14 protein-coding genes and 3 pseudogenes are annotated in these 20,399 nt (G+C 69.1%); 8 read left to right on the top strand and 9 right to left on the bottom strand.

What is annotated here, in order from left to right; all coding sequences use genetic code 11:
* Position 1: 1 nt before the first annotated feature.
* Positions 2–1,504, bottom strand: coding sequence for a glycerol kinase GlpK (gene glpK, locus KAE78_RS13505; protein WP_223171189.1), 1,503 nt, complete (start codon positions 1,502–1,504; stop codon positions 2–4).
* Positions 1,505–1,598: 94 nt separating this feature from the next.
* On the opposite strand from glpK, the pseudogene KAE78_RS13500 reads away from it, so the two are divergent.
* Positions 1,599–3,307: pseudogene (locus KAE78_RS13500) on the top strand (glycerol-3-phosphate dehydrogenase/oxidase).
* A gap of 133 nt (positions 3,308–3,440) precedes the next feature.
* Here the strand turns inward: KAE78_RS13500 and ffh are convergent.
* The 5 genes from ffh to KAE78_RS13475 form a co-directional block, all read right to left on the bottom strand.
* Complete coding sequence (ffh, locus tag KAE78_RS13495) at positions 3,441–5,000, bottom strand: signal recognition particle protein (protein ID WP_223171188.1); 1,560 nt, start codon at positions 4,998–5,000, stop codon at positions 3,441–3,443.
* Positions 5,001–5,052: 52 nt separating this feature from the next.
* Entirely contained in the window at positions 5,053–5,403 is a 351-nt protein-coding gene (locus KAE78_RS13490) for an SH3 domain-containing protein (protein WP_223171187.1), read from the bottom strand.
* Positions 5,400–5,993: an SH3 domain-containing protein gene (locus KAE78_RS13485; RefSeq protein ID WP_223171186.1), complete on the bottom strand. Its 594-nt coding sequence runs from the start codon at positions 5,991–5,993 to the stop codon at positions 5,400–5,402. The genes KAE78_RS13490 and KAE78_RS13485 overlap by 4 nt, the downstream gene beginning before the upstream one ends.
* A complete protein-coding gene (locus KAE78_RS13480; RefSeq protein ID WP_223171185.1) occupies positions 5,990–7,963 on the bottom strand; it encodes an SH3 domain-containing protein in 1,974 nt (657 codons plus the stop codon). Before KAE78_RS13480 ends, KAE78_RS13485 begins: the two co-directional genes overlap by 4 nt.
* A 105-nt stretch (positions 7,964–8,068) precedes the next feature.
* A complete protein-coding gene (locus KAE78_RS13475; RefSeq protein ID WP_223171184.1) occupies positions 8,069–8,605 on the bottom strand; it encodes a TetR/AcrR family transcriptional regulator in 537 nt (178 codons plus the stop codon).
* A 79-nt stretch (positions 8,606–8,684) separates the two neighbouring features.
* On the opposite strand from KAE78_RS13475, the gene lipB reads away from it, so the two are divergent.
* The 5 genes from lipB (at position 8,685) to KAE78_RS13450 (ending at position 13,510) form a co-directional block, all read left to right on the top strand.
* On the top strand, positions 8,685–9,323 hold the full coding sequence (gene lipB, locus KAE78_RS13470; protein WP_223171183.1) for a lipoyl(octanoyl) transferase LipB: 639 nt from the start codon (positions 8,685–8,687) through the stop codon (positions 9,321–9,323).
* Positions 9,320–10,309, top strand: coding sequence for a lipoyl synthase (lipA, locus tag KAE78_RS13465; RefSeq protein WP_223171182.1), 990 nt, complete (start codon positions 9,320–9,322; stop codon positions 10,307–10,309). Before lipB ends, lipA begins: the two co-directional genes overlap by 4 nt.
* A gap of 77 nt (positions 10,310–10,386) precedes the next feature.
* Complete coding sequence (locus KAE78_RS13460) at positions 10,387–10,713, top strand: hypothetical protein (protein ID WP_223171181.1); 327 nt, start codon at positions 10,387–10,389, stop codon at positions 10,711–10,713.
* A complete protein-coding gene (locus KAE78_RS13455) occupies positions 10,647–12,818 on the top strand; it encodes a hypothetical protein (RefSeq protein WP_223171180.1) in 2,172 nt (723 codons plus the stop codon). Before KAE78_RS13460 ends, KAE78_RS13455 begins: the two co-directional genes overlap by 67 nt.
* Positions 12,815–13,510 (top strand): GNAT family N-acetyltransferase, encoded by a 696-nt coding sequence (locus KAE78_RS13450; RefSeq protein WP_223171179.1) that lies wholly within the window; start codon positions 12,815–12,817, stop codon positions 13,508–13,510. The genes KAE78_RS13455 and KAE78_RS13450 overlap by 4 nt, the downstream gene beginning before the upstream one ends.
* A gap of 17 nt (positions 13,511–13,527) precedes the next feature.
* Here the strand turns inward: KAE78_RS13450 and KAE78_RS13445 are convergent, their stop codons facing one another.
* On the bottom strand, positions 13,528–14,028 hold the full coding sequence (locus tag KAE78_RS13445) for a DUF2004 domain-containing protein (protein WP_223171178.1): 501 nt from the start codon (positions 14,026–14,028) through the stop codon (positions 13,528–13,530).
* 43 nt (positions 14,029–14,071) lie between these two features.
* Positions 14,072–14,942: pseudogene (gene ftsY, locus KAE78_RS13440) on the bottom strand (signal recognition particle-docking protein FtsY).
* A gap of 100 nt (positions 14,943–15,042) precedes the next feature.
* Between ftsY and KAE78_RS13435 the strand changes: the two are divergent.
* Together KAE78_RS13435 and KAE78_RS13430 are read left to right on the top strand one after the other, a co-directional pair.
* Positions 15,043–15,720 carry a TetR family transcriptional regulator gene (locus tag KAE78_RS13435; RefSeq protein ID WP_223171177.1) on the top strand — a complete coding sequence of 226 codons (678 nt, stop codon included), beginning with the start codon at positions 15,043–15,045 and terminating at the stop codon, positions 15,718–15,720.
* The gene (locus tag KAE78_RS13430; RefSeq protein ID WP_223171176.1) at positions 15,717–16,613 is read left to right on the top strand and encodes an alpha/beta fold hydrolase; all 897 of its coding nucleotides are present in this window, start codon (positions 15,717–15,719) and stop codon (positions 16,611–16,613) included. The genes KAE78_RS13435 and KAE78_RS13430 overlap by 4 nt, the downstream gene beginning before the upstream one ends.
* A 48-nt stretch (positions 16,614–16,661) precedes the next feature.
* Here KAE78_RS13430 and smc read toward each other — a convergent pair.
* Positions 16,662–20,209 (bottom strand): annotated as a pseudogene (gene smc, locus KAE78_RS13425) (chromosome segregation protein SMC).
* Positions 20,210–20,399 lie beyond the last annotated feature (190 nt).

Genomic DNA, 20,399 nt, shown 5'->3' with positions numbered 1-20,399 from the left:
CTCAGTCCTCGTCGACCCAGTCGAAGGTGCGAGTGACGGCCTTGCGCCACTTCGCCACGAGGCGTTCGCGCTCGTCCTCGTCGATCCGCGGCTCGTAGCGCACGTCCTCAGACCACATTGCGCGCAGTTCGTCGAGATCCGCCCAGACGCCCACCGCGAGCCCCGCGGCGTAGGCGGCGCCGAGCGCTGTCGTCTCGATCACGGCGGGCCGCACGACCGGAACGCCCAGCACATCGGCCTGGAACTGCAGAAGCGTCGCGTTGGCCACCATGCCGCCGTCCACACGCAGCTCACCGAGCGCCGCACCGCTGTCGGCGATCACCGCGTCGATGACCTCCCTGGTCTGGAACGCACTGGCCTCGAGAGCAGCGCGGGCGATATGCCCCTTGTTCGCGAAGCGGGTGAGCCCCAGGATCGCCCCGCGTGCATCGGGGCGCCAATAGGGCGCGAACAGGCCCGAGAAGGCCGGCACGATGTACACGCCGCCGTTGTCCTCGACGGTGAGTGCGAGCTCCTCCACCTCCGGTGAGCGCGAGATGATCCCGAGATTGTCGCGCAGCCACTGCACGAGCGACCCGGTCACGGCGATCGAGCCCTCCAACGCGTAGCGCGCGGCATCCGATCCGAGCTTGTACGCCACGGTCGTGATCAGGCCGTTCTCAGAGCGGACGATCTCCTCCCCCGTGTTGACGATGAGGAAGTTGCCCGTGCCGTAGGTGTTCTTCGACTCGCCATGCTCGAAGGCCGCCTGGCCGAAGGTCGCCGCCTGCTGGTCGCCGAGGATCGCCGCGATCGGCACGCCGTCGACCGCCGTTCCCGCCTTCGCCTCCCCGAAGATCTCGGAGGAGGAGCGGATCTCGGGCAGCATCGCGCGCGGCACGCCGAAGGCCTCCAGCAGCTCGTCGTCCCAGTCGAGCGTGCGCAGGTCCATCAGCAGTGTGCGACTCGCGTTGGTGACGTCCGTGGCGTGCACGCCGCCGTCGGGCCCGCCGGTGAGGTTCCACAACACCCAGGTGTCGGCCGTGCCGAAGAGAAGCTCGCCACGTTCGGCGCGCTCGCGGGCGCCGTCGACGTGATCGAGGATCCAGGCGATCTTCGACGCCGAGAAGTAGGTCGCCAGCGGGAGTCCGGTCTTCTCTGCGAATCGCCCGGCACCGCCGTCGGCCGCGAGCCTGTCGATGAGCGGCTGGGTGCGGGTGTCCTGCCAGACGAGTGCGTTGTGCACGGGTTCGCCGGTCGCCCTGTCCCACACGATCGCGGTCTCACGCTGGTTGGTGATGCCCAAGCCTGCGATGTCGGATGCCGCCAGCCCTGCCTGATCGAGCGCGGAGGTCAGCACCTCCCGGGTGTTCTCCCAGATCTCGTTCGCATCGTGCTCGACCCACCCCGGCTGCGGGAAGATCTGCTCGTGCTCGCGCTGGCCGGTGGCCACCGGCCGGCCCGCCGGGTCGAACACCATGGCTCGCGTGCTCGTGGTGCCCTGATCGATGGCGACGATGTGCATGTATCACTCTCCTGGCGGGACTTCGACGTCTCCCGCCAGCCTAGGAGACCGGTGCCGCTGCGGGCGATTACGCTGGAAGTCAGGGAGGAACCTCATGAGTGCGACCGCCGATCCGGCCACACCGCGGGAGGGCGTTCGCGCCGCCCGGAAACGGGGCCGCACCCGGGTCCTCATCATCGGCGGCGGCATCAACGGGATAGCGACCTTCCGCGATCTCGCGATGCAGGGTGTGGACGTGCTGCTGGTCGAGCGCGGCGACTTCGCCTCGGGCGCGAGCGCGGCGTCGAGCCACATGATCCACGGCGGCATCCGCTATCTGGAGAACGGCGAGTTCCGGCTCGTGAAGGAGTCGGTGCAAGAGCGCAACGGGTTGCTGAAGATCGCCCCGCACTACGTCAAGCCGCTGCAGACGACGATACCGATCTACTCGACCTTCTCCGGCCTCTTCACCGCTCCCCTGCGCTTCCTCACTCACGGCAAGGGCAAGCCGCGCGAGCGCGGCGCTTTCCTCATCAAGGTCGGACTCGTCCTCTACGACACGTTCTCCCGCGACGGCGGGATCGTGCCGCGACACAGCTTCGACGGTCGCAAGAAGTCGCTGGCGGCGCTGCCGAAGCTCGATCCGCATGTGAAGTACACGGCCACCTACTACGACGCGTCGATCCACGATCCCGAGCGCCTCGCGCTGGACGTGCTGCGTGACGGGGCCCTGGCCCATCCCGGCGCACATGCCCTCAACTACGTCGAGGCGATCGGTCTGAGCCCGGCCGGCGTGCTCCTGCGCGATCACGAGAGCGACGAGGAGTTCACGATCGACGCGGATGTCGTCGTCAACGCCTCCGGCCCGTGGACGGATCTGACGAACGAGGCGCTCGGCGATGACACGTCGTTCATGGGCGGCACCAAGGGCTCGCACATCGTGCTCGACCATCCCGAGCTCCTGGAGGCCACCGGCGGGCGCGAGATCTTCTTCGAGCACTCCGACGGACGGATCGTTCTCATCTATCCACTCAAGGGTCGCGTGCTCGTCGGCACGACCGACATCCCCGCCGACCCGGCAGAGCCGGCACGCTGCACCGAGGCCGAGGTCGACTACTTCTTCGATCTCATCGCGCACGTCTTCCCGTCCATCGCCGTGGAGCGCGAGCAGATCGTCTATCGCTACGCTGGCCTCCGTCCTCTCCCGCACGCCGACGACACCGCGCCGGGGTTCATCTCCCGCGACTACCGGATCGAGCGCCGCGAGACCCCGGTCAGGCCCCCGTGCTGAGCCTCGTCGGCGGCAAGTGGACGACCTTCCGCGCCCTCGGCGAGTCGCTCGCCGACCGGGTCCTGACCGAACTCGGCACGCAGCGGCGAGTGCAGACGAAGGGCGTGCGCATCGGCGGCGGCAAGGCCTACCCGCGCACGCCCCGGCGTCGCATCCAGTGGCTGGCGCAGAACGTCGGAGACGACGAGCGCGGTCGCGTGCTGTTCACCCGCTACGGCACCCGCGCCGCGGACGTGGCCGGCTTCCTCCGCAAGGGGAAGGACGCCCCGCTCCTGGGCGACACGCTCTCCACGCGCGAGCTGGCCTGGATGGTCGCGCACGAATACGTGCGGCACGTGACGGATGTCGTCTTCCGGCGCACGAGCCTCGCCTTCACCGGCGCCGCCGATGCCGACTCCGTCCGTCTCATCGCCCAGGCACTCGCACCGCTGCTCGACTGGAACGCCGAGCGGACCGAGAAGGAGATCGACGGCTGCCTCACCCTGCTGCGCGAAGCGCATGGCGTGGAGTCCGCGGCATCCGTCCGCGCCTGAACACCAAGGGCAGGTCTCAGAAGATGCGGCCTTCTGCACAACCAGCCCGCCGTTTCTGAGACCGACGATCCTCCAGAGTCTCAGAAGATGCGACTCTCTGCGACGCAGACCCGCAACAACTGAGACCGACGGATCAGCCCTTGCCGAAGAGCTTCTGGATCTCGGCGAGTTCCTCCGCGCTCGGGGTCTGCTGACCACCGGTGCCGAGCCCGAATCCGCTCCCGGTCCCTGTCGAAGGGGCCGCGAGCCCGGCGTTCTCGGCTGCGCGCTTGGCCGGGTTGCCCGAGCGCGATCCGCCCTTGGCCTTGCCCTTCTTACCGCGCTTGGAGGAGGCGCCGGGGCGACCCATGCCGGGAACCGGCCCCATGCCCGGGATGTTGGGGGTGCCGCCGCGCGCGACGGTCTTCATCATCTTCGCCGCCTGGTCGAAGCGCGCCACGAGCTGGTTGACGTCGGTGACGGTCATGCCCGAGCCGCGGGCGATGCGCAGGCGGCGGGAGCCGTTGAGGATCTTCGGGTTGCGGCGCTCTCCAGGCGTCATGGAGCGGATGATCGCCTCGGTGCGGTCGATCTCGCGGTCGTCGAAGTTCTCGAGCTGCTGCTTCATCTGGCCGGCGCCGGGCAGCATCCCGAGCATCTTCTTCATCGAGCCCATCTTCTTCATCTGCTGAAGCTGCTCGAGGAAGTCTTCGAGGGTGAACTGCTCGCTCGCGAGCTTCTCGGCGACCTTGGCCGCCTCTTCCTCGTCGAAGGCCTGCTGCGCCTGCTCGATCAGGGTGAGTACGTCACCGAGGTCGAGGATGCGGCTGGCCATGCGGTCGGGATGGAAAGGCTCGAGATCCTCGAGGCGCTCGCCCGTGGAGGCGAAGATGATGGGACGGCCGGTGACAGAGGCCACCGACAGCGCGGCACCGCCTCGGGCGTCGCCGTCGAGCTTGGAGAGCACGACACCGGTGAAGTCGACACCCTCCTGGAACGCCTTGGCGGTGTTGACCGCGTCCTGACCGATCATCGCGTCGATGACGAAGAGCACCTCGTCGGGGTCGACCGCCTTGCGGATGTCGGAGGCCTGCTTCATGAGCTCTTCGTCGACGCCGAGACGACCGGCGGTGTCGATGATGACCACGTCGTGCTGATGCCGGCGAGCGTGCTCGACGCCGTCGCGGGAGACCCGCACCGGGTCGCCGACGCCGTTGCCCGGCTCGGGCGCGAAGATGGTGGCCCCCGCCTGCTCGGCGACGACCTGCAGCTGGTTCACCGCGTTCGGGCGCTGGAGGTCGGCGGCGACCAGGAGCGGGGTGTGCCCATCGGCCTGCAGCGACCTGGCGAGCTTGCCCGCGAAGGTGGTCTTTCCGGAGCCCTGGAGACCGGCCAGCATGATCACGGTCGGCGGGGTCTTCGCGAACTCGAGTCGGCGCTGCTCGCCGCCGAGGATGCCGACGAGTTCGTCATTGACGATCTGCACGACCTGCTGGGCGGGGTTGAGCGCCTTGTTGACCTCGTCGCCGAGGGCGCGTTCGCGCACGCGCGCGGTGAAGTCCTTGACGACCGCCAGCGCGACATCCGCGTCGAGCAGGGCTCGTCGGATCTCGCGGACGGTGCCGTCGACGTCGGCAGCGGTGAGCTTGCCCTTCGTGCGGAGGTTGCGGAAGGTCTCTGTCAGCCGGTCGGAGAGGGTTCCAAAAGTCGCCATGGTGCCTTCGATTCTACGTGGCCGCTCCGGCTTCGGTTGCGCCCACCAAAGGCTACTTCAGGTAATCGTTGTGCACCCAACCGTCGCGCGTGCCCACGTACACCTTCCGCCAGGAGCCCTGCGACCCGGCGACCGACACGGTCGTCCCCTTCGCGATCAGCGTGACGACGGCGTTCGACGTCGACGGGCCCGAGCGCATGTTGACCGCGCCCGTCGTCACCCGAGAGGTCAGGGCGCCACTCAGATAGTCGCTGTGCACCCAGCCGGTCCGCGATCCGGCGGTGACCTTCCGCCACGACCCGCTCGACTCGCCCACCCGCACGGAGGTGCCCTTCGCCAGCAGGGTGATGACCGAGCCCGACGTCGACGCACTCGAGCGCATGTTGACCGCACCGGTCGTCACCTGGGACGATCCCGCGGGGGCTTCGGCGCCGAGGACGAGGTGCCCAGGTAGTCGCTGTGCACCCAGCCGACACGAGAGCCCGCCGTGACCTTTCGCCACGATCCCTGGGAGTCGGTCACGGTGACGGACGCCCCCTTGGCCAGCAGCGTGATGACGGAACTCGAGGAGGAGGCGCCCGAGCGCAGGTTCACGGCGCCGGTGGTCACCTGGGTGATCGGCGCCGGCGGCTTCGGCGCCGTCGCGCTCAGATAGTCCTTGTGCACCCAGCCGACGCGACTGCTGGCCATCACCTTCTGCCAGGAGCCCCGCGTCTCCATCAGGGAGACCCGTGTGCCCTTGGGCAGCAGGGTGATGATCGAGGTCGACGTCGAGGCGCCCGCGCGCAGGTTGACCCCGCTGACGGTCACATCGGTCGGTGCTGTCTTGAGCTGGGAGGTGAGGACCCATCGGGTGCCGTCGGCGACCTTCACCCTCGTCCACTCCTTCCAGGTGGCGACGCGCTCGACGGCCGTGCCCTGGGCCAGCGAGACCGTGGGCTCGGAGCAGCCGGTCGACGGAGCCGTACGGGCGGGGGCCGACGCCGCACTCACGTGGAACGCGCCGGACGCCGAACTCTGCATCGACGCGGTCGGCTCGGCGCACGCCGCGGGAAGGGCCGCCCGGTGATGTAGTCGCGGTGCACCCAGCCTTCGAGGGGTCCCGAGGTCACGTTGCGCCAGGACCCGGATGCGGCCAGAACGGCCACGGTGGTGCCCTTGGGCAGCAGGGTGATCACGGTGCCGTCCATCGAACCGCTCGAACGCAGGTTCACCGCTCCAGTGGTCACATCCGTCGGAGCCGCGCGCAGCAGCGAGCTGGACACCCAATAGGTCTCGCTTCCGTTCGTGACGAGAGTCCAGGTGCCGTAGGTCGCGACGCGCTCGAGCGCCGTGTTCCACGGCAGCTTCACGATGTCGGTCGCGCAGTCCGTCGTCGGAGCAGCACGTCCGTTCAGCGTGTTCACGTTGACCAGATACGTCCCGGATGCCGCGGTCTGCTCGGAGGCGGACGGAACCGCGCACACCTGCGACGGCGGCAGTCCGGGTCCGCTGATGTAGTCCTTGTGGATCCAGCCGACACGGGATCCGGCGACGACCTTGCGCCAGGATCCGCTGACCTCGGCCACCGAGATCGCGGTGCCCTTCGGCAGCAGGGTGATCACGGAGTGCGAGCTCGACGGGCCGGAGCGCAGGTTCACCGCACCGCTGGTCACATCGGTCGGCGCCGGCGTGAGGTAACGGCTGTCGACCCAGTACGTGCTCCCGCCGCGCTCGACCTTCCACCAGATGCCGTAGGTGGCGACCCTGATGAGCTCGGTTCCGCTGCTCAGCGACACCACGCCCGTCGTGCACGCCGTCGAGGGCGCCCGGCGCCCGTTGAGGGAACCGGTGTCGACGAGGTACAGACCGCCCGCGGCCGTCACGCTCGCCGACGACGGCACGGCGCAGGCGTTCGACGTGCCCGCCGGGGCCGGGTTCGACGACATCTGCAGATGCTCGGTCGACAGCCAGACGGTGTTCCCGCCGAGGGTCGCCCGGGACCAGGCCCCGTACTGCCCCGTGACGGTCACCTGCTGCCCCTTGCTCAGCGACGTCACGTTCTGGCTGCACAGCGTCGTGGGCGCACGGCGGACGTTCAGCGTCGTCGCCGTGACGGTGGCCGTCACGCTCCGCGCGGCGACGTCCGCGGAGAGCGGCTGCGTGCACGCCGCGATCTGCGCCGGCGCACCGGTCGAGCTCGATGCGCCGGGGGCGAACCACTGGGCGTAGTAGTTGTAGAAGTTGCGGTTGCCGTAGGCCGAGCAGGCATCTCCCGTGCCCCAGCCGGCGGCCAGGGCGGCCACATTGGCGCGGTAGGGCGTGTAGATGTACAGGTTGGCGGTCGCCTGGTTCTGGATGAACACCCGCGAGGTGCCGCAGGCGTTGGAGGGATGCCACTTGATGGTGTTGACCTGGCCGGCCTTGTAGTTGAACGAGTTCGGGTTCTTCGTGTACACCTGCATCTGGCGCGCACCGCGGTACACCTGGTTCGCGAAGCCGTAGTGGGCGACGTTGCAGTTCGCGGAGTTGTTGGGTCCGGAGTCCGGGCAGGCGAAGCCCATCGCGCGGTCGAACCGCAGCTGCGAGGGGTTGGTGAGCGTCACGAGGGACTGCTCCTTCTGCAGCATCACCAGGAGCACCTTGGGGTTGATCCCGCAGGCATTAGCCACCCGGTGGATGATGCGCGCGGCGGTGAGGTTGGTGCCACCGGTCAGCGCCTTGCAGTACTGGTCGGCCGCCCGCGACTGGAAAGTCTCCTTGTAATTCTTCAGGCACGTGGCCCCGGATGCGCAGGTGGGCACACGCTGGTTCAGGAAGGTCTGGATCTGCGCCTCGGTCATCGAGTTCCCCTTGAAGAACTCGCTGTCGCTGATGATGAAGCCGCCTTCGGCGATCGATCTCGGCAGATCCGATGCCTGCGCCTGGGGTGCCGGCCCGGTCAGGGCGAGCAGCCCGACGGCAACGAAGGCGGCCGTCAGCATGGCGGTGAGTCGTTGTCCTCGTCGCCGGATGTTGTCCCGTTTCTGCGCACGCATGGACTAGTGTGACGAAAGTTAACTCGTGTTGCCACCCCTAGCGCAAAATAGTCAGCGCGCGATCCAGCACGGCGCGCAGCGAGGAGGTCCCCGGACCCGCCTGCGCCCAGACGCGGATCGCTGCGAGAACCGCGCCCCGACCGCCGCACCGCGCACCTGCGCGGCGAGGGCGTCCTGCCCCCGCGACTCCTCTCTCGAGGCGACCGCACGGGCGATCCTCGCCGACCGGAGCGCACTGTCGCGGTCGAGCTCACCGTCCAGGTGCATGGCGCCCGCGTTCATCAGCGCGAGGGCAAGGGCGTCGGGAGCGAAATCCTCGACGATCGCGCGAACGGCCGCGTCGACATCCGCGCCCTCGGCCAGAGCGTGCTCGAAGACGGATATGCGCTCGTCGATCCCGGACCAGACCACGTCGCTCTTCGAAGAGAAGTAGTTGAAGAAGCTCGATCGACTGACGCCCGCGCGCCGCGTGATGTCGGCGACGGAGGTCGCCTCATAGCCCTGTTCGAGGAACAGCTCGCTCGCCGCCTCCGCGAGCGTCTCGCGCGAGGAGGCGCGCGGACGGCCTGCGCGATGCTCCGTGGTCATGGAATCACCGTAGCGCGGCATCCGATCCTCCGTGCTGGATGTATTGTTAGACGCAATCCAATAATCCGTGGAGGAAGACATGCTCGACATCGTCACTCCGGGCCTGGCCCCCGACTTCGTCCCCTACCTGGACGGCTGGGCACTGCAGCGCAGCGTGCATCAGGAGGTGCAGGACGGCACCCGCCCCGACACACTGATCCTGCTCGAGCACGAGCCCGTGTACACGGCGGGCAAGCTCACCCGCTCACACGAGCGCCCGCAGGACGGCACCCCCGTCGTCGATGTCGACCGGGGCGGCCGCATCACCTGGCACGGTCCCGGACAGCTCGTCGGCTATCCGATCGTCCGTCTCCCCGAGCCCGTCGACGTGGTCGAGCACGTCCGGCGGCTCGAGGGCGTCCTCATCGACGTGCTCCGCCCGCTGGGCGTCGACGGGTACCGCGTGGAGGGGCGCAGCGGGGTATGGGTGCGCAGGCCGCTCTCCGAGGACAAGATCGCCGCGATCGGCGTTCGCGTGCAGCGCGGCGTCACGATGCACGGCTTCGCCCTGAATTGCGACAACTCCCTCGCCGCGTTCCGGAACATCATCCCGTGCGGGATCGCGGATGCCGGGGTCACCACGATCAGCGAGGTCGTCGGCCGCGACGTCTCCCCCGCCGACGTCTCGGAGGCCACCGCCGCCGCCTTCTCCGCCGCCTACGCAGGAGCGGTCGCATGAGTGCCGCGCCCGAAGGCCGCAAGCTCCTCCGCCTCGAGGTCCGCAACGCCCAGACCCCGATCGAGCGCAAGCCCGAATGGATCAAGACCAAGGCCAAGATGGGGCCGGAGTACACCGCCCTTCAGTCGCTCGTGAAGACCGAGGATCTCCACACCGTCTGCCAGGAAGCCGGCTGCCCCAACATCTTCGAATGCTGGGAGGACCGCGAGGCCACGTTCCTCATCGGCGGCTCGCAGTGCACGAGGCGCTGCGACTTCTGCCAGATCGACACCGGGAAGCCCGCCGACTACGACACGGATGAGCCGCGACGCGTCGCCGAGAGCGTGAAGCGCATGCGACTGCGCTACGCGACGGTCACCTGCGTCGCCCGCGACGACCTGCCCGACGGCGGCGCCTGGCTGAACGCGGAGACCGTGCGACAGATCCATGCGATGAATCCGAACACGGGCGTGGAGCTGCTCGCGACGGACTTCAACGGCGACCCCGAGCAGCTCGGCGCGGTGTTCGACGCGCGTCCGGAGGTGTTCGCGCACAACGTGGAGACCGTCCCTCGCATCTTCAAGCGCATCCGTCCCGCCTTCCGCTACGAGCGCTCCCTCGACGTGCTCACGCAGGCACGCACGGCGGGCCTCATCACCAAGTCGAATCTCATCCTCGGGATGGGCGAGGAGCCCGAGGAGGTTGTTCAGGCGCTCCAGGACCTCCACGACGCCGGATGCGACATCATCACGATCACGCAGTACCTGCGCCCCTCGCCACGGCATCTGCCCGTGGCCCGATGGGTCAAGCCCGACGAGTTCGTCGGGTTCAAGGAGGAGGCCGAGCGGATCGGCTTCCTCGGGGTCCTCGCCGGCCCCCTCGTGCGCTCGTCCTACCGCGCGGGGCGGCTCTGGGCGCAGTCGATGGTCTCGAAGGGGCGCCCGATCCCGGAGCACCTGTCGCACATCGCCGAGAGCGCCGAGCTGGGCTTCGCGCAGGCCGTCTGACCGCCCGGCCGTAGCCGTGCGATCCCGATTCGTGCACAATCGGAGTCAGCACGGGCACCCGTGCGGACGGGAGCACCATGGGGGAGATCGTCGAACGACCCGCGCCGCCCGCAGATGCGTTCGCGTACGCGGACGAAGATGCGGACGCCGCCCGCCAGTGGCTCTCCGCCGAACTGGAGGCGCAGCGACTTCGAGGGGAACCCGTCGCACTCACCGCCGAGCAGCAGGAGAGGATCCGCGACGTCCTGACGATGGACTGGTGGAAGGCGGCGATGACCGACGAGGAGGACGTGGACGAGGATCCCGCACAGGTCCTCGATGAGCTGCTCCCCCGGCGGTGCGTGCCGCGGCGGCCATCCCCTTCGGCGGCGTCGTTCTCGCGCTGTACCTGCGCAATCTCGTGAACGAGGCGTGGGCGCTGAGCTGGGACCACACTCTGATCCGCTCGGCCGTCGGCGTCGCGGTCTCCGCCGCCGCCGACCAGGCGAAGGACGACGCGGAAGCCGTCGCGTGGCGGTTGCTGGACTTCATGCAGAGCGAGTTCGATGTTGAAGCAGCCCTGCTCACGGGCCGCCTCCGGGCTGTGATCACCGTCAGCGCGCGGGCGACGTCGTCCATCGAGAAGATCCGGCGGGCGGCCGCGAAGCTCGCCGCGCACCCCGGCCGCGATGCCCTCATCGCCGAGACCAAGGGCGAGCATCGGTACTACGGGGCGATCCACGAGATCGCAACAGCCGCCCATGCGCTGCTCTCACGCGACAGCGACGACGCCTCGGCGGCGTTGGCCCGGATCGAGGCGCAGATCGACGAGGCGGATTTCCGGGCGGTGGATGCCAGCGAACTGCGCGGGCACCTCGCATCGCTGCAGACCGTCAACGCGGCGGTCCACGGGGACTGGGTGCATGTCGACGAAGGACGTGTGCTGATCGTGTACGGCTTCGGCATCCTGCATCCGCGCAGACACGACGGCATAGAAGAACTGACGGCCCTGCGTGCCCGACTCGCACTGCGACACGCGCAGCAGGGGCGGCTGGGTCCGCTCAAGATCCACAAGGTGCTTCAGAGCCTCGCACTGAGTGACGTCTGGCAGGGTTCGGACAGCCTGGGTCGGGGATTCCGGGGTTCGACGGTGCAGCTGGAGGACCTCACGCTCGCCGGCATCGGCGATGATCCCACCGAGGAGATCATCCGCACGAGCATCCAGTTCTCGGAGCTCGGCAACCATGCGATCGTGTTCGAGATCGACCTGGAGGATGCCGCCGCGTACGAAGTCGCCCAGACGATCAACCTCGCCACTCCCGTCTTCGGCGATCTGACCGAGATCCCGGAGGCCCTGCACCTGCATCCCCGATCCGACGACGACGCGAGGATCAGTCGGCTCGCGGATGTCGTCGACGAAGTCCTCGACGACCTTCGCAAGATCCTCCATCAGGTCCGCATCGACATGTCTCGAAACGAGACGAAGCAGAAGGCCCCGCCCGTCGGCACCGACCCGATCTCCGCGCGCGCGGGATCCTTCGGCGTCATCGTGACGATCGAGGGAGCATCCCGCGACTCCGGCGGTGTACGCACACCCCTGACATCGGCACGACACCTCATCGAGCTCTGGGGGATCCAGCCGATGCTCCACCCTCTGCCCGGCGGCGCATCGGGAGTGGCCGACTGGACGATGTACGACGTCGAGTCGGTGAAGCGCTTCGATCTCCTCCACCTCAACGACGAGCTGCTCTGCGCGAACTCCAACGTCACGCTCCTGGCGAGTTTCCGCTCGCCCGACTACGCCCTCAGCGAGATCGAGAGCTTCCTGCGGTTCACGCACAGCATGCACGGCATGTACCAGGCCTGGCAGAGCACGGTCCGAACCCACGCCGAGCTCATCGCTCGGCTGCTCCAGCGCGTCGAAGACGAACTCCAAGCCACGGACATCGCCATCATGGCCCACGACGATCGCGCACAGGAGGAAGCCCTGGCGAATCTCGGCGAAGTCATCCGCGTGATCGAGCGTGAAGAGCTGGCTCTGCAGTCGTTCGTGCAGTCCAAGCAGGCGATCATGCTCTTCGTCGAGTCCCCGGCGATCGTCACCTCGCCCGCGCTGCGGACGGATCTGGACGCCATCCTCCGATCGAACAGATACGACCTCCTGCGGGACGAGTTCGAGCGCTCGGTCCGCGACGTGCTCGGGACCCGGCTGCAGCCGCTGCTGGAGGTGTGCCATCGCCGAATCGCCCTGCTCCACGAGAGCCGGCAGTCCGAGCGGGAGCGGCGAACGGAACGGCTCGCGCAGGTGCTCGGCGTCATCCTCGCCGTCGTCGGGCTCTCCGGGCTCGTCCAGGTCCTCCAGGACGGCCTCGAGCTGCGCGGAGACATCACCTGGTGGTTCGTCGCCGCGATCCTCTTCGTCGCCGTCGCGCTCGGCGGCGTCATGATCATCGCGCCGCTGCGACTGCGACGGCGACGGGCCGCTGCCCGCAGACGCCGGCGGGCGTCCCGCGCCCGGAGCGAGCTGTGATCAGCGTCGAGCCGCTTTCGGACCTGGACGCGCTGCGCCGGCTCCACCGCACTCTGCTCGCGCCCTCCTTCCGCCCGAACGAGCTGCTGCCCGAGGATGACTTCATCTCGCAGTTCGGCCACGACGCCGAGGCTCTCGTCGCGCGCGATGCGTCAGGGGCGGTTCTGGGCCTCGCCGTCAGTGAGATCGCAACCCCGGTCGTGCTGCTGCAGTATCTCGTCGCCGCTCCCGGAACACGCGGTCGAGGCGTCGGCTCCGCCCTGCTCTCCGCCGTCCTCGACCGCTGGTCGTCGGATGCGGGCGTCGAGGTGCTGCTGGCGGAGTTCGACCGCCCGGACGTGCAGTCCTCGCATCCGATCTACGGCGATCCCGAGGCACGCCTGCGCTTCTACGCCCGATTCGGCGCGCTCGCGCTCGATCTTCCCTACTTCCAGCCGCCGGTCTCACCCGACGCGGAGCGAGAGCACGGCATGCTCCTGGCCGTCTTCGACGCCGACGGTGCCGGGGAACGCCGCGGCCGGCTCACGCCCGAGCAGAGCGCGGCGGTGCACGGCTACCTCGCCACGGCACTCACCGATGCCGCCGACGCCGACGCCCAGCGGTTGCTCGCAGCCGCCGAGGCGCCGGCCGGCATCGTCGTGCGGGCGCTGGATCGATATCAGGAGGTGCCGCTGTCGCGGCCTCCGCGCTGAGTCGACGAGAAGGTTGCTCAGTCGGCGCTGATGACCGAGAGGACCGCGCCGTCGGAGCCGAGGTTCACGAGCAGCACGTCATCGTCGTCGCCGGTGTCGAGCCCGTACTCGAGCACCGCGAAGGGATCCGCGCCGCCGTGCTCGTCGGCGAGGATGGTCATGCTCATGAGGCGGAGCGAGCGGATGACGTCGACGGCATCGTCTCCGCTGACGTCGACGAGAAGCTCGGTGAGCCCGTCGCCGTACGCCTCCTGCAGCCGGAGGATGTACTCGGTGACCTCGCTGGTCCGGTCGTCCACTTCGGCGAGCATCGAGCGACGCGCGCTGTCATCGACCTGCTCGAGGCCCGAGATGAGCGAGGCGGCGATATCGAGCGCGTCGGAGGAGACATCCTCCTGATCGGGCGCGGTGAGGTCGACCGTGACCGACTGATCGCCCAGGTCGACGTTCTCCGACCAGAAGATCGATCCGTCCGGCCCCGACGAGAGGAGCCCGAAGTAGTCGTGTTCGATCGCCATATCGCTATGAAACCAGTCTTGTCATGTCGTGGGTAGTCCTGTCTCAGCCGACGAGGGCCTGAACGAAGACGTGCGGGGTGAACCCGGTGAGGTCGTCGATCCCTCGCCCTGGCCCAGGAGCTTGACGGGGATGCCGGTGCGCTCCTGCACCGCCAGCACGAATCCGCCCTTGGCGGAGCCGTCGAGCTTCGTGAGGACGAGCCCGGTCACGCCGGCATGCTCGAGGAAGGCCTCGGCCTGCATGACGCCGTTCTGACCCGTGGTCGCATCCAGGACGAGGAGCACCTCGCTGATCGGCGCCTGCTTCTCGATGACGCGGCGGATCTTGGACAACTCGTCCATGAGACCGCCCTTGGTGTGCAGGCGTCCGGCGGTGTCGACGATGACGATCTCGATGCCCTCGCGCTGGGCGAACTCGATGGTCTGATAGGCGACGGATGCCGGGTCCTGGCCCTCCTGCTGAGGGCGCACGATCGCCGCTCCCCCCGCTGCGCCCAGGTGGCGAGCTGGTCGACGGCCGCCGCCCGGAACGTGTCGGCGGCGCCGACGACCACGGAGCGACCGTAGCCGCGGAGAAACTTGGTGAACTTGCCGATCGTGGTCGTCTTTCCCACGCCGTTGACGCCGACCACCAGCACGACGGCGGGACGCTCGGTGAGCTTCAGAGTCGTGTCGAACTTCGAGAAGTGCTCTTCGAGGGTCTCCCGGAGCATCCGCTGCAGATCGGCCGGGTCGGTGGTCGCGTAGCGGTCGACCTTCTCGTGCAGTTCGTCGAGGATGCGCTCGGTGATGTCCGGACCGAAGTCCGCCGTCAGCAGCGCCGTCTCGAGGTCGTCCCAGGTCGTCTCATCGATCTCGGGCTTGACGAACATGCCGCGCAGTGCGCGACCGAGGGACCAGGACTTCTCCGCCATACCTCCAGCCTACGGTGGGCGCGGTGCACGTCGGTCTCGCCCCGCCATCGACGATACGCCGCGATTGACGGCTATTGAACATGCGTTTAGTCTATTGAACATGCGTTCACACAGGGATCCCGAGGACCTCACGACACGCGCGCGCATCCGTGATGCCGCGATCGAGCTCATCGGAACGCGCGGTTTCGAGGCGGCGAGCTTGCGCGCCATCGCGCAGACTGCGGGAGTCAGTCCCGCGCTCATCGTGCATCACTTCGGCGACAAGAACGGACTCCGCGCCGCCTGCGACGCCCACGTCACGGCGATGTTCACGAACGAGGACGGCCAGACGGAAGACGCCGCGTTCACGATCGAGTCCCTCCGTGCGGCGCTGGGGGCTCCCGATGCCTACGGGCCGGCCCTCGACTACCTCGTCCGGATGCTCTCCGAGGATTCCGAGACCGCGGATCGGATCTTCGACCGGATCCTGCACGGCACGCAGAACGTGACACGCGCCCAGGAATCGGCGGGTGTCATCCGAGCGCAGGCAGACCCCGACGGCACGGCACTCGTCCTCACGCTGTTCGGGCTCGCTCCGCTCCTGCTGCGCCGGCAGTTCGCCCGCGCGCTCGGCGAGGAGAGGCTCACCCCCGCCGTCGCCGCGCGCATCACCCTCCCCACGCTGGAACTGTTCACGCACGGCCTGTACAGCGACGACTCCCTCCTGCGCGCCGCGGAGGACATGATGCGCCAGGACACCGCGCATCCGGCGCCGACCGACACCGGGAGCACCTCGTGACAGCACTCATCCCCGCCGGGACTCAAGCGACCACGGTCGACACACCGACCGGCCCGCTCCGCGTCCTCCACGCCGGACACGGCGGCGACCGTGTTCCCGCAGTACTCGTGCACGGCGGCGGTTCGGACAACTCCGCGATCTCGTGGTTCCGCGCGCTGGATCCCCTGGGCCGTGACCGCGAGGTGTGGGCGATCGACCTTCCCGGGTTCGGAGGGAGCATCGATGTCCCGCCCGTCGGCGGCCCGCGAGAGCTCGCGACCGTGGTCGTAGAGGCGATGGATGCGCTCGGGATCGATCAGGCCGTCGTGTTCGGCGTCTCGATGGGCGGAGACGTCGCCCTGAACGTCGCACTCGATCATCCGGCGCGCGTCGCCGGGCTGGTGCTGATCGCACCGGGCGGCCTCATCCCGCTTCTGCGCAATCGGACCACCCAGTACTCCGCGTGGCTGGCCGCACAGATGCCCGACTGGCTGCTGCTCCCCTTGGCGCGCTTCGCCAATCGCTTCGTCGACAGGGTGCTGCGATCGATGGTGAAGGACCCTTCGACGCTGCCCGCGGAAGTCGTGCCGGAGTTCTCCCGCGAGGCGCGGCATCCGAAGGGCGGGCTGGCGTACGGACGCTACAACCAGGCGACGATCGGAAGCCGGGGCATGCTCAACGACCTCAGCGACCGGGTGCGGGAGATCTCCGTTCCCACCCTGCTGTTCCACGGCGAGGACGACCCCCTGGTCGACCCGGAAGGCTCGAGGCGCGCTGCGGAGGAGACCCCCGGCGCGAGACTCGTGATGGTGCCCGACTGCGGCCACTGGGCGCAGCTCGAGGCGCACGATCTGTTCCTCCGCGAGGCGACGGCACTGCTCGCTCAGGTCGACGAGCGCCAGCGCGGGGCATAGGCCACAGAACCTGCCGGAGTTCGCCGATGTGCTGGCCGGCTTCGAGAGTCAGCTCGCGATGGCGGCGCGCTCGTTCACGCGCTGACCGACGACGGCCGAGACGCCGTCCTGGCGCATCGAGACGCCGTAGAGGGCGTCGGCGATCTCCATCGTGCGCTTCTGGTGGGTGATGACCAGCAGCTGCGAGCTCTCCCGCAACTGCTCGAAGACGCCGAGGAGCCGGCCGAGGTTGGCATCGTCGAGCGCCGCCTCGACCTCGTCCAGGATGTAGAACGGGCTCGGACGCGCCTTGAAGATCGCCACGAGCAGGGCCACGGCCGCGAGCGAGCGCTCACCGCCCGAGAGCAGCGAGAGGCGTTCGATCTTCTTGCCGACCGGTCTGACCGCCACCTCGATCCCGGTCGTCAACATGTCATCGGGGTTCGTGAGCGAGATGCTCCCCGAACCGCCGGGGAACAGGATCGGGAAGACCTCGCCGAAGGCGACCTTGGTGTCTTCGAAGGCCGCGGCGAAAATCGTCTGCATGCGCTCGTCGAGGTCGCCGATGATCGTCAGCAGGTCCTGGCGGGTCTGGGTCAGGTCGGCCAGCTGCTCGGTGAGGAAAGCATGGCGCTGCTCGAGCGCGGCGAACTCCTCCAGGGCGAGCGGATTGACCCGGCCGAGCTGGGTGAGCTTGCGCTCCGCCTCGCGCAGGCGCTTCTCCTGCTCCCGGCGGTCGTAGGGAACGCCCTCGGATGCCGCCGCGGTCTCCTCCTCCGGCCCGTCGTCGCTGCCATCGCTCGGCACGGGCTGATCCGGACCGTACTCCGCGATGAGGATGTCCTCGTCGAGGGCGAGCTCGCTCGCCACCCGTTCGAGCAGGCTCGACAGGTGCAGCTTCTTCTCATGGATCTGCAGCTCGAGCCCGTGCACGCTCTCGGTGAGCCCGGCAAGACGCTCCCGCAGCGCCGCCTCCTCGGCGCGCAGCGCCACGAGTTCCTGGTTCTGCGCCGCTCGTGCGGACTCCGCGGTGCTCAGCGCGAGCTGCGCCTCGGCGACCGAACGACCGAGCGAGTCGAGCACACGGGGAAGCTCCGCCGCGACACCGGATGCCGCCTCCCGCTGCGCCCGCCGGATCACCGCCCGACGCGCGGCCTCCACGGCGGCCTCCTTCTCCTGCTCGCGCTGGCGCTCGAGTCCGGCGACACGGGTCTGGCCGGCCCGGACCCGCTCGCGCAGGGTCTCGATCTCCAGCCGCGCCCGCACCTCCTCCTCGCGCGCCTTCTCCAGCGCCTCCAGCAGTCCGTCACGGGCGGAGGCGTCGAGCTCGGGCCGGGGTTCGGCCAGGGCGGCGTCGAGATCGGCTTTCGCCGCAGCAGCAGCGGTCTCGGCATCCGAGACGGCCGACTGCGCCTGCGCGAGTCCGGACTCCAGTCGTTCGCACTCGGCGACGGCCGACTCGTGCCGCACCGTCACCCTGTTGACCGCCTCGGCGTAGGCGGCGAGCTCCGCGTCGTGCTCGCGCAGCGCCCGCAGCGCCTCCTTCGCCTCACGGCGACGGGTCTCGACCTGTTCCCGCGCATCGGCGAGCTCGGCGCGCAGGCCGTCGACCGTCGCCTGCAGTTCGTCGCGCCGCTCGATGGCGGCATCCCGTTCGGCGGTGAGCTCCAGGCGCGAGCGCTCTCCCCCGGACCCGGCGCGCACGGAAAAGGCGGTCAGCAGTTCGCCGGCGCGCGTCACGACCGTGACGGGGGTCGTGCGCGTCGCTTCCGCCGCCGCACGGGCCTTTCGCGCGGAATCGAGGTCGTCGGCGATGAGCACGTGCGCGAGGATGCCCTGGATGCCGGGAGGCGCGGTGACGACCGCGGCCGCGGCGGTGGCTCCGGCGACCTCTGCGGGCGCAGTCTCTTCACGGCGCGCATCGGCGATCACGATGTCGACGGCACCGCGCGCACTCTCAGCCGCATCCGCTGCGACGGTGAACGCGTCGTCGAGCGTCTCGACCAGCACGCCTTCGGTGAGAGGACCGAGCACCGCCGCGATCGCGGCCTCGAAACCGGGCTTGACCTGCACGGCGTCGCCGACGAGCCCTCGGATGCCCGGGCCACCCGCCTTCACGATCTCGGCCGCGCCGCCGCTGAGTGCCAGCGCGCTGCCGAGAGCCGCCGCCTTGGCCGTCAGCGCATCGGCCTCGCGCTCGGTCGCGTGCAGGCGCTCCCGCAGCTCCTCCAGCGTCGACTCCGCCTCTGAAGCCGCCCGTTGCGCCCTCTCGTAGGCGGCCGAGTGCTCGGCGACCGTGCCCGAGGGCGCCTCGGCCTCCTCGATCTGGTCGAGGGCCTCCCGCGCTTCGCGGCGTCGCTGCTCGGCGGCCTCCAGCGCGTTCTCCTGTCGCAGCACCGCGCCGCGCACCGCAGCGAGGGCGGATGCGGCGGCCTCCGCCGTGCCGCGCAGCGTCGTGACCCGCATGTCGTGCTCGGAGACGAGCGCGCTCTGCTCGGCGATGTCGATGTCGAGCGCGTCCAGTTCGGCCCGCGCGCGTGTGACGGCACGGGTGGCGGCCTGGGCGGCGTCCTGCGCATCGCCGAGCCCGGCTGAGATCTCATCGATCTCGGCACGGGCATCGTCGATCTGGGCCTGGCTCACCGTCGTCGCGGCGACAGCCTGGTCGTCCTCTTCGGTTCCGAGCAGCGCGAGGCGCTGGTTCGCGAGCGTGAAGAGTCCCCGCATCCGTTCCTGGGCCTGTTCGAGGCCGAAGAGCACGCTGCGCGCCTCGTCGACGGCGATCGAACTCTGGTTCTGCTCGAGCTCGGCCATCTTCGCCCGCGCGAGATCGACCTGGTCCGAGAGCACGAGGCGTTCGGTGTGCCGCTCCTGCTCCGTGCGGGTGTGGTCGGCGAGCGCCGTGCGCAGCGCGACGACGTCGTCGGCGAACAGGCGTGCCTTGGCATCCCGCACCACGGCGGCGATCGTCTGCGCCTCCCGGGCGATCTCGGCCTGGCGCCCGAGCGGCTTGAGCTGGCGCCGGATCTCGCCGGCGAGATCGCTCAGGCGGGTGAGGTTGGTCTCCATCGCCTCGAGCTTGCGGACCGTCTTCTCCTTGCGGCGGCGGTGCTTGAGGATGCCGGCGGCCTCCTCGATGAAGCCGCGCCGGTCCTCGGGCGAGGCCTGCAGGACGGTGTCGAGCCTGCCCTGGCCGACGATGACGTGCATCTCGCGGCCGAGCCCGGAGTCGCTCAGGAGCTCCTGCACGTCCAGCAGACGGCACTGCTCGCCGTTGATGGCGTACTCGCTCGCGCCGTTGCGGAAGAGGGTGCGGCTGATCGTCACCTCGGAGTACTCGATCGGCAGGGCGCCGTCGCTGTTGTCGATCGTCAACTGCACTTCGGCGCGCCCGAGCGGTCCGCGTGTGGAGGTGCCGGCGAAGATGACGTCCTCCATCTTGCCGCCGCGGAGCGTCTTGGCACCCTGCTCCCCATGACCCAGGCGAGGGCGTCGACCACGTTCGACTTGCCGGAGCCGTTGGGCCCCACGATGCAGGTGACACCGGGCTCGAAGACGAAGCTCGTGGGCTGAGCGAACGACTTGAAGCCCTTCAACGTCAGGCTCTTCAGGTGCATCCGCACACCGATCCTCGCGCTCGCATCACGCCCATACGCTACCGGAATCCTGCGGTACGGCTGCTCTGGCGCGCCCTGTAAGGGGCGAACATCGAAGAAGTACTTGACGCGCCCACGCCGACAGGCGTAGCGTGGTTCGTCGCACCGAACCGAAGAAAGGAGGTTCCCGATGATGATTCAGCATGACGCT

The organism is Microbacterium sp. NIBRBAC000506063 (assembly GCF_017968845.1).
Classification (GTDB): Bacteria; Actinomycetota; Actinomycetes; order Actinomycetales; family Microbacteriaceae; genus Microbacterium.
The sequence above is the reverse complement of the archived record's forward strand: the minus strand, read 5'-3'. Positions and strand labels throughout refer to the sequence as shown.